Origin of the sequence: Serratia sp. N21D137, assembly GCF_047530005.1 — a bacterium.
Lineage (GTDB): Bacteria > Pseudomonadota > Gammaproteobacteria > Enterobacterales > Enterobacteriaceae > Chania > Chania fonticola_B.
Genome location: NZ_JBLJAJ010000044.1, coordinates 21915 through 28434, shown reverse-complemented (window position 1 = coordinate 28434; position 6520 = coordinate 21915). Strand labels below are relative to the sequence as shown.

The 6520-nt window shown below is 53.8% G+C and carries 6 protein-coding genes, 1 tRNA gene and 1 pseudogene; 7 read left to right on the top strand and 1 reads right to left on the bottom strand.

The features are described from left to right. Positions 1-314 (top strand): annotated as a pseudogene (locus ACMV5H_RS23335) (hypothetical protein); the annotation flags it as partial. Positions 315-562: 248 nt separating this feature from the next. On the opposite strand, the gene ACMV5H_RS23330 reads toward ACMV5H_RS23335, so the two are convergent. Next, positions 563-647 (bottom strand) — tRNA-Leu (locus tag ACMV5H_RS23330). Positions 648-1179: 532 nt separating this feature from the next. Here ACMV5H_RS23330 and ACMV5H_RS23325 point away from each other — a divergent pair. The 6 genes from ACMV5H_RS23325 (at position 1180) to ACMV5H_RS23300 (ending at position 6480) form a co-directional block, all read left to right on the top strand. Further along, positions 1180-1947 (top strand): DeoR/GlpR family DNA-binding transcription regulator, encoded by a 768-nt coding sequence (locus ACMV5H_RS23325; RefSeq protein ID WP_021807830.1) that lies wholly within the window; start codon positions 1180-1182, stop codon positions 1945-1947. A gap of 27 nt (positions 1948-1974) precedes the next feature. Continuing rightward, positions 1975-2937, top strand: a complete 963-nt coding sequence (gene denD, locus ACMV5H_RS23320) for a D-erythronate dehydrogenase (RefSeq protein ID WP_179252849.1) — start codon at positions 1975-1977, stop codon at positions 2935-2937. Then, on the top strand, positions 2937-4325 hold the full coding sequence (locus tag ACMV5H_RS23315) for a GntP family permease (RefSeq protein WP_223538499.1): 1389 nt from the start codon (positions 2937-2939) through the stop codon (positions 4323-4325). The genes denD and ACMV5H_RS23315 overlap by 1 nt, the downstream gene beginning before the upstream one ends. Positions 4326-4553: 228 nt before the next feature. Beyond that, a complete protein-coding gene (locus ACMV5H_RS23310) occupies positions 4554-5120 on the top strand; it encodes a TetR/AcrR family transcriptional regulator (protein WP_021179131.1) in 567 nt (188 codons plus the stop codon). 40 nt (positions 5121-5160) lie between these two features. Beyond that, on the top strand, positions 5161-5955 hold the full coding sequence (locus tag ACMV5H_RS23305) for a winged helix-turn-helix domain-containing protein (RefSeq protein WP_414822578.1): 795 nt from the start codon (positions 5161-5163) through the stop codon (positions 5953-5955). A gap of 3 nt (positions 5956-5958) precedes the next feature. Then, complete coding sequence (locus ACMV5H_RS23300; RefSeq protein ID WP_094982211.1) at positions 5959-6480, top strand: FidL-like protein; 522 nt, start codon at positions 5959-5961, stop codon at positions 6478-6480. The last annotated feature ends 40 nt before the right edge of the window (positions 6481-6520 follow it).

Here is a 6520-nt window from a genome sequence, read left to right as displayed (position 1 = left end):
AACAGCAATCTCCACTCTTAACTCCAATGTTAGCATCGGCAGCTCGCTTAAAACTGCCAGTTTTACCCATGGTGGGTCCATTTTACATTGGCATGTGGGTCATTTTTACATCGGCGCTAACAGATAATGCACTAGATCTCGAACTGGCACGTGAAGTCGCTGAATATTTCCGTTTGAGCTTGACGCAGGCCGATGAAATTATTGAAAACTTTATGGGGATCGTGGCTCAATGGAGGACAATTGCTGATGGTTTGGGACTATCTCTTCGGGAGCAGGAAAGAATGTCTGAAGCATTTAGAGTTGCGAATGGATAACCCTAGCAAACATACGACACCTAGCCTACTGTTCGACTAGAGTACTGAGCACTGGTTAGCAATGAAATCACTGAGTTTTTCCGTTCAATCAATCCGGTGGCAAAGCAAATTGCAGACGTTCGTACGTAAACCCCAAGTTGATGTTGATTGAATCAGGTTGTCTGAAAAACCTCAAGAAGCCTTGCGAATACTGAATTTCAGGCACAAAAAAAGCCGCTCGAAGGCGACTTGATTTGCGTACTGACTAATGGTGCCGAAGGCCGGACTCGAACCGGCACGTATCTCTACGGTTGATTTTGAATCAACTGCGTCTACCGATTTCGCCACTTCGGCACTGAAGTAGTATGCGGAAAACGTGGTCATTATACCTTCCCACTTGCCTCGCGCAACACTTATCAAGCATTCAACGAGTTGAATGTTGAAAAAAACGTCACCCGTCGATTTTTTCGGCTTACTCTGCTTATTTATTACCCTGGGCTTACCCAGTCAACGCGGCTAGAAGGTGTTGGAACAGTGGTGCAGGGCTCAAGCTATTAACGGGCGCAGCATGCAGCGCTCCTACGTTTTGCACCCGATGAAGTTTGTCAGCATGCTGTCCGAGCCCGGCAATCCCCTCACCACCATCCTGCACTTTTTTGTTACACCTCACACTTTTCATCACAACCTTCTGTGACTCCCATTTGCGAGAAATAAAATCACAACACATTGAACATAAATAATTTTATACCAATAAACGCGACAACTCCCCACCCACCCTTCTGTGACAACCCTCGTTTATTTGTTAAATCCAATGATTGAATATTAATAACATAACAAAAAATAACAGCCACCCAGCGGCACCATCGCTACCGACCAGGAGTTGAGGATGATCCCATCGGAACGCCGCGATTTTATCTATCGCTATGTACATGAGTATCAGTTGGTCACCATCGTGGCCCTGGCCGAGTTGATGAGCGTTTCACATATGACCGTCAGGCGCGACATCCATCAACTGGAAGAAGAAGGCAAGGTGATCAGCGTCAGTGGCGGTGTGCGCCTGAGTGACGCGCTACGCCAGGAGCTGGCCTACAAAGAGAAGGCCCAACTGCATCACCGGCAGAAGCGAGCAATCGGCAAATATGCCGCCGGGTTGGTCGAAGATGGCCAAGTGGTCTATCTGGACGCGGGCACAACCAGCTTCGAGATCGCCCGCCAGCTGGCCGAACGCTTCAACCTGACCGTAGTCACCAACGATTTTTCCATTATCCAGCACCTGATGAATCGCCCCCAGCTCAACCTGTTTCACACCGGTGGGCGGGTCGATCAGCGCAACTATTCCTGCGTCGGCAGCTGCGCCGCCATGCTGTTGCGCACCTTGAATATCGACGTGGCCTTTATCAGCACCAGTTCCTGGGATCTGGAACATGGTCTATCTACCCCACACGAGGAGAAAGTGCTGGTGAAACAGGCGCTGCTGGACGTGGCCCGGCGCAAGGTACTGGTCTCCGACAGCAGTAAATACGGCAAGTACGGCATGTTTCGCGTCTGCTCGCTGGCGGCGCTCGACGACATCATCTGCGATGCTGCCCTGCCGCCAGAAACGCAGCAACAACTCCAAGAGCGTGGCGTGCGGCTGCACAGCATCAACCTCTGATAACACCCCCTACAAAGGAATATAACCATGAAGGTCATCATTACTGGCGGAGCAGGTTTTTTGGGTCAACGCTTGGCAGCCGCGTTGCTGCAAGACAATACGCTACCTTTTGACGAACTGGTGCTGGCAGATATCCAACAACCTAACGCCCCGCTAGCCGATCCGCGAGTTCGCTGCCTGGCGCTCGATCTCACTCAACACGATGCCGCCGATCGGCTGATCGACAACGATTGCAGCGTGCTCTATCACCTGGCCGCCATCGTCAGCAGCCATGCGGAAAGCGATTTCGATCTCGGGATGCAGGTGAACTTTGACGCCACTCGCAAACTGTTGGAAGCCGCGCGCCGCAATGCCCCGGCAATGAAGTTTATCTTCACCAGCTCGCTGGCGGTGTTTGGCGGCCAGCTTCCGGCCACCGTCACCGATGAGTGCGCCGTGCAGCCACAATCCTCCTATGGCGCGCAAAAGGCCCTGTGTGAACTGTTGATCAACGATTACGCCCGCAAAGGGTTCGTCGATGCGCGGGTGCTGCGACTGCCCACCATCAGCGTGCGCCCCGGCAAGCCGAATAAGGCAGCGTCCTCCTTTGCCAGCGGCATCATCCGTGAACCATTGCACGGGGAGCCTTCAGTCTGCCCGGTCTCCCCAGAGTTGACGCTATGGCTGTCCAGCCCTGGCACCGTGGTACGCAACTTTATCCATGCCGCCACGTTGCCTACCGCGCAGTTCGGCACCTCACGCATCGTCAACCTGCCCGGCATCAGCGTCACAGTAGAGCAGATGCTAGCCGCACTGGAAGAGGTGGCCGGTGAGCAGGCTAGTGCCAAGGTGAACTTTGTGCCGGACGAAGCCATCAATCGCATTGTCGCCAGTTGGCCGGGCAACTTCGATATACAACGTGCATTGGCGTTGGGGTTCCGTGCCGATGAAAACTTCCAGCAGATCATCCGCGCCTTTATGCGTGATGAGATGCCACAGGCCGGGAGCTGATTATGGCACTTTATACTCCCATCATTGGTTTGGCGGTGGCCGTGTTCGTACTGGTGTGGCTGGTATTACGCACGCGGGTTCATGCATTGATCGCCATGCTGGCAGCAGCCTCTATCGCCGGGATCAGCGGCGGGTTGAGCGCCATGCAGACGGTAGATACCATCTCCAAAGGGTTTGGCAGCACGCTCGGCAGTATCGGGATTGTTATTGGCCTGGGGGTGATGATGGGCCGCGTGCTGGAAGTTTCCGGCGCAGCGGAGCAGATCGCCTTCAGCTTTATCAAGTGGCTGGGTAAAAAGCGCGAAGAGTGGGCGTTGGCGATCACCGGCTATATCGTCAGCATCCCGATTTTTGTCGATTCGGCCTTCGTCATCCTTTATCCGTTGGTCAAGGCACTGGCCAAGAAGGGTAAACGCAATCTTCTGACACTCGGCGTAGCCTTGGCGGGTGGCCTGATCATTACCCATCACGCAGTTCCACCAACACCAGGTCCATTAGGGGTAGCGGGGATTTTCGGCGTCGATATCGGCGCCATGATGCTGGCCGGGCTGGTGTTAGCCATTCCCTGCGTGATCGGCATTGTGATCTATGCGCGCTGGCTCGGCACCTATTACCCGGATTTTACACCGGAAAACCAGGAAGATGAGCCGGACGACCTACGGGCCGCCCACCAGCGCTATCTGGCTGAGAAAGAAGCCAAGGTGCTGCCGAGCTTAACGCTATCGCTGCTGCCAATCATCGCCCCCATCGTGCTGATCTTTATCAATGCGGTGAACACTATGCTGGCCAAGGCTGAAGGAATGTCCTGGCTGGGGGAAAGCCTGTGGGGACAAGCCTTTGCCTTCCTCGGCGCACCGGTGATTGCGTTGGCCATCAGCGTCCTGCTGGCGGTTTACACCCTGATGCCCAAGGTCGACAAGCACGAGACGCTGGAGCGGCTGGAGGAAGGCTTGCAGGCCGCTGGGATTATCTTGCTGGTGACCGGTGCCGGTGGCGCGCTAGGGGCGGTATTACGTGAAAGTGGCACCGGCACCTTGCTGGCTCAGCACGTCGCCAATCTGCCACTGTCTCCGGTGTTAATCCCCTTCTTTATCGCTACGCTGGTGCGCTTGATACAGGGGTCGGGCACCGTTGCCATGATCACCGCAGCGTCTATCTCAGCTCCTATTGTTAGCCAGTTGCCCGGCGTCAATATGCTCGCTGCCGCGCAGGCCGCCACCATGGGCGCGCTGTTCTTCAGCTACTTTAACGACAGCATGTTCTGGGTCGTCAACCGGATGATGGGGATTAAGGACGTGAAGCAGCAGATGATGGTCTGGTCAGTACCCACCACCCTAGCCTGGGCGATCAGCCTGGTCGGTGTCCTGATACTGGATTGGTTGTTGTAAACGCCCCTCTCCCTGGCCCTCTCCCACAAGGAGAGGGAACCGCACGTGCCATAAATTAACTTCCACGCCTATCCCCCGCCTCGATTAAGCTAGTAAAAGCTTTCCTAATTGATTGATAAATAAAATAGTTTGACCTACTTAGCATTATTCAAGATTGGTCTGACCTTTAGGGGAAGCAGATTGACCTCGATCAAAAATGACATACCGGCTGGTCGGTATGATCGCCGCATGAATACCCACGTGCATCGCAAAAAAGACCCGGAACGGCTGCAAGAGCAGCTGCTGGAAGCCGCTAGTATCATCGCAGCCAAAGATGGGATTGCCGCGCTGTCGTTAAACGCCGTCGCCAAACAGGCTGGGGTCAGCAAGGGCGGGCTGCTACACCACTTTCCCGGCAGGCAGGAGCTAATCCACGCGCTGTTTATTCGCCTGCTGGCCGTGATGGATCGCGGCATTATGGCGCTAATGGCCGAGGACGATAACCCACGCGGGCGCTTCTCCCGGGCCTATCTGATGTACCTGGCAGGCATCAGTGAAAGCGACACCAGCCGTCAATTGGCCCTGCTGTCGCTGGCCATGCCGCATGAAATGGTGTTGCGTAAATGCTGGCGGGACTGGGTGCTGCAACATCTGGCCAACGCCGATGAACTGGATCGCAGCTACGTAGGTAACTTGGTGCGCTATGGTGCAGACGGCCTATGGCTTTCTGAACTCACGGAAGGAGTCACTATGACGCCGGAAGAGCGGCTTGCATTGGTGACGAGGCTGGCGGCAATGACCTTCGAGGAGCTTTAACCTCCGCGGTTCGCGGGCAGCCAATCACCCAGGGGCGATAATGAAATACAAAATTAATGCCTTTCTTATTTATGACGCCACCGAAGGCTCGCTAAAGCTGGACGACGGCGGCAAGTCAGATAGCCAGCTCACCATCACTGCCAACGCCCTGCTGTTCTTCATGATCCAGCATCCTGGCGTGATCAGCCGCGATACGGTGATGCAGCGAGTGTGGGACGACAACGGGCTGATGTCCTCCAACAGCAACCTGAACCAGTACCTGAGCATCCTGCGTAAAGCCTTCCGCCGTTATGGCATTGAGAACGTGATCGTCACCGTGGCCAGGGGCCGGCTAGAAATCAACCCAGAGCTGACGATCGAGGTGATCGATGATTCCTTGGTGCATCCGGTGATACATGCCAGCGAACATCAATCCTCTGCCGAGATGGCTCCAGAACCAACGCCGGTAGCGGCGGTCATCACCAGCAACGATCGCTACTGGGGTTATGCCGGGGCGATGATATCCCTGCTAGCCATCGCGCTGTTCGGCTGGTCATGGAGTAACAACGGCAGCCTGACCCCTCTCACCTTCACCCCCGTCGCGCAGGACCCCATTGAGGTGTTATCCACCGACACCATGATAAATCCAAGAATGCGCGACAATTACCTGAAAAACTTTATTGCCGTCAAAGAAAAAAAGAACATCAAGTATGATAAAGACGAACGTTTTCTGTTCTTTTATGGTGATAAGCTGCAATCCAACGGTTTAGGTCGGACGTTTCTCGCACACTGTGCCAAACATCAAGATAATACATTCAGCTACTGCGATAACTATTTTTATTATTCATGGAAATAAATTATGAAAACAATCGGCTGGGGGAGAAGGCTGTTTGCCGTCTCTATCATATTGCTACTGGTCTCACTATTTATCACCGTTAAGCAGAATGTTATCCGGCGCGATGATATTTTAAACTGCTCAACCAAAGCCATTATGCATTTTGAAGACACCGTCACTGAATCCGTTAACGTCAATATTCACTTTAACTTTAATGCCAAAGGTAAAGGTTCGATCGTGGTGGAAGGATATTCAGACTCCGAGGCAGGCTGGCTTTATTTGCAACGCTACGTACAGTTTGATTATACCAGCAAGCGCGTTTCCCCCGGCGCCCGCTATTATCAGATCAACCGCTGGGTTTCCAGCAAGTCCTCTATCGATCAATCACCCGATGTGATCTTCGATTACTTTATGCGGGAAATGTCAGACAGCCACGACGGCCTGCAATTGGCAATGGGGAAAATCAATGCCGACACCGTGCTGCTCAGTTCGATCAACTCCCCATTGTTTATCTGCGCGTTAAAACCCGGCAGCCAGTTAGAATAACGCCCGTTCCCCAGCAAAGCTGTTCCCCCTTGTCATAAGC

Bases quoted from the DNA above. Each gene is read 5' to 3' on its own strand.
- ACMV5H_RS23325 (WP_021807830.1), top strand. From the start codon at position 1,180: ATGATCCCATCGGAACGCCGCGATTTTATCTATCGCTATGTACATGAG.
- denD (WP_179252849.1), top strand. From the start codon at position 1,975: ATGAAGGTCATCATTACTGGCGGAGCAGGTTTTTTGGGTCAACGCTTG.
- ACMV5H_RS23310 (WP_021179131.1), top strand. From the start codon at position 4,554: ATGAATACCCACGTGCATCGCAAAAAAGACCCGGAACGGCTGCAAGAG.
- ACMV5H_RS23305 (WP_414822578.1), top strand. From the start codon at position 5,161: ATGAAATACAAAATTAATGCCTTTCTTATTTATGACGCCACCGAAGGC.
- ACMV5H_RS23300 (WP_094982211.1), top strand. From the start codon at position 5,959: ATGAAAACAATCGGCTGGGGGAGAAGGCTGTTTGCCGTCTCTATCATA.